The organism is Streptomyces bobili (assembly GCF_002154575.1).
GTDB lineage: Bacteria > Actinomycetota > Actinomycetes > Streptomycetales > Streptomycetaceae > Streptomyces > Streptomyces bobili.
In genome coordinates, this window is the sequence record NZ_MUBA01000869.1 from 1 (window position 1) to 2,066 (window position 2,066).

Below are 2,066 nucleotides of genomic sequence, written 5' to 3' on the forward strand. Positions count from 1 at the left end.
CCGCCGCACCCCCGTGGCGTCGTACCCCACATAGGCGCCGAACGCCCCCGCGGGCACCGTGGGCCCGCCGCCCAACGGCACACAGGCGGGCCAGGCGACCAGAGCGACGGCGACGAGGACCGCGCCGACAACGACACGCAGGAGCTGAGACACCGGCTCATGATGACGACCGCGGCGGCAGCGGCAGGCGGAACCCGGCCCAGGGCACTCGGACGGGGTGTCAGCCGGAGAGCCGTTCGGTCCGTCGGCCCCGCCGCGCGGCCGGCTCCCGCACCAGGAACACGTCCACCGCGTCCTCCCGTTCCACCACGAACCCGTGCCGCTCGTACAACCGGCGGGCCGCGCTCCCCTGAAGGACGTTGAGCCGCAGCCGGACCGAGCCGCGGTCGGCCTCGCCCAGCAGCCGGCCGAGGACGGCCGAGCCGATGCCCCGCCCCTGGACGTGGGGCGCGAGATAGAAGTGCTCCAGCCAGTGGGCGTCCGCCTCCGGCCGCACCGCCACGCACCCGGCGAACACGCCACCGACCTCGATCACCCGCGTGTACGCGGGCACGAACCCGTCCCGCAGCCGCGTACGCACCCGCGACTCGTCGAAGCGCCCGAGCCGCTCCAGATCCCCCCGCAGCACCACGGCCCGCAACTCGGCGGCCTCGTCGACATCGGCCGGGCCGGCGGGCCGCAACTCCCAGTCCTCCATGCCGGCGATGCTACGGCCGCCTAATCGCATTGCCGCGGGCGAGCCCGGTCGGATAGGAAGCTCGCATGCTACGAAGCGGCAAGGTCGGGCTCAGGGCCCGGCACGAGGACGACATCCCCATCCTGCGGACCGAGCTGTACGACGACGTGGTCAACGCCGCACGCTCGGAGGGCCGCCCGTGGCGGCCGATCACGCCCGGCTCCAAGGACTCGCGGCTCGTGGTCGACGACAAGGAGGAGGGGCATGTCCCCTTCTCCGTGGTGGAACTGGACGGCGGCACGCTGGTCGGCACGGCCGTGCTGTGGGGCATCGACACCCACAACCGGACCGCGCACCTGGGCCTCGGCCTGCTGCCGTCCGCCCGCGGAAAGGGCTACGGCACCGACGTGGTCGCGGCACTGTGCCACTACGGCTTCGTCGTACGCGGCCTGCACCGGCTGCAGATCGAGACCCTGTCGGACAACGCCGCGATGCTCCGCTCCGCCGAACGTAACGGCTTCGTCCGTGAGGGCGTGCTGCGCTCCTCGGCCTGGGTGATGGGCGAGTTCCTCGACGAGGTCCTCCTCGGCCTCCTCGCCGCCGACTGGAAACCGAACGCGGAGAACCGGTAGGCCGCGGCGGAACCTACGGTTTGTGGGTCACCCAGAGCAGTTCCGCCGGCCAGCGGTGTGCCCAGTCGGGTGGGTCCGTCTCGTTGTAGCCGTTGAGTGTTCCGGGTTCGGGCCGCGGTTCGATGAGGTCGTCGATGACGAGACCCGCGCCGCGCAGGACCCTGACCCAGTCGCCGTAGGTGAGCTGATAGCTGGTCGCGCCGTCGCCCTCGGCGATGGCGTCCAGCCCGAAGTAGTCCCGCTGCAGCGTCGTGGTCACCCGGCCGGCGGCTTCGTCGTAGCACGCTTCGAACCATGGGCCGGCGACGTTGAACACCAGGCGCCCGCCTCGGCCCAGGACGCGTGCGGCCTGCGGGACGGCCAGGTGCGGGGGCGCCCAGCTGAGCCCGCCGAAGTCGCAGAACACCAGGTCGAAGCTGTCGTCGGCGAAGGGCAGTCGCTCGGCGGCGCCTTGCACCAGCGGGTAGCGGGCCGCGCCCATCGCGCGGGCCGCCGCGGCGAGTTGGACTTCGGACAGGTCGAGTCCGACCACGTCGGCGCCCTCGGCGGCGAGCGCCCTGGACCACTGGCCGGCGCCGCAGCCGAGTTCGAGGACGCGCAGGCCGGTGANNGCGGCGCCGATGCGCGGGTCGTGCTCGCGCTGGTAGCCGCCGCTGATCTGGTTCCAGAGCCGTCGGTTGGCGGGGATGCTGTCCACGCGCCGACTCCAGCACCGCCTGCCGAGGCGGGTCAACACCATTAGGCCACTGGCGCCGGCC

General features: G+C 72.9%; 3 protein-coding genes. 1 reads left to right on the top strand and 2 read right to left on the bottom strand.

Translation table 11 applies throughout. The annotated features are described in order from the left end of the window. Positions 1 to 220: 220 nt before the first annotated feature. A complete protein-coding gene (locus tag BZL64_RS38360) occupies positions 221 to 697 on the bottom strand; it encodes a GNAT family N-acetyltransferase (protein ID WP_086773525.1) in 477 nt (158 codons plus the stop codon). Between the two features lie 65 nt (positions 698 to 762). Here BZL64_RS38360 and BZL64_RS38365 point away from each other — a divergent pair, with 65 nt between their 5' ends. Continuing rightward, complete coding sequence (locus tag BZL64_RS38365) at positions 763 to 1,308, top strand: GNAT family N-acetyltransferase (protein ID WP_086773526.1); 546 nt, start codon at positions 763 to 765, stop codon at positions 1,306 to 1,308. 13 nt (positions 1,309 to 1,321) lie between these two features. Here the strand turns inward: BZL64_RS38365 and BZL64_RS38370 are convergent, their stop codons facing one another. Next, positions 1,322 to 2,005: a class I SAM-dependent methyltransferase gene (locus BZL64_RS38370; protein ID WP_086773527.1), complete on the bottom strand. Its 684-nt coding sequence runs from the start codon at positions 2,003 to 2,005 to the stop codon at positions 1,322 to 1,324. Between the last annotated feature and the right edge of the window lie 61 nt (positions 2,006 to 2,066).